We start from the raw sequence: 207 nt of genomic DNA, 5'->3' as shown, positions 1-207 counted from the left end.
AGATTAATAAGGAATGGAGTTAAAGTAACTAAAATGTCAATAATGCAGAGCNNACAATGGATGAGGTTTATATGGAGTATACAGGTAGAAAAATGAGAGATGAAGAGGCTGATNNNNAGGAAGTATTTGCAATGAGAAGAACTTTCAAGGAAGAGCTAGAGGATAAAGATGGTTGAAGAAATACAAAAGAGAGAGGAAGAAGAGAGA

Source organism: Candidatus Nanopusillus massiliensis (assembly GCF_920984865.1).
Note: the sequence above shows the minus strand (reverse complement) of the source record.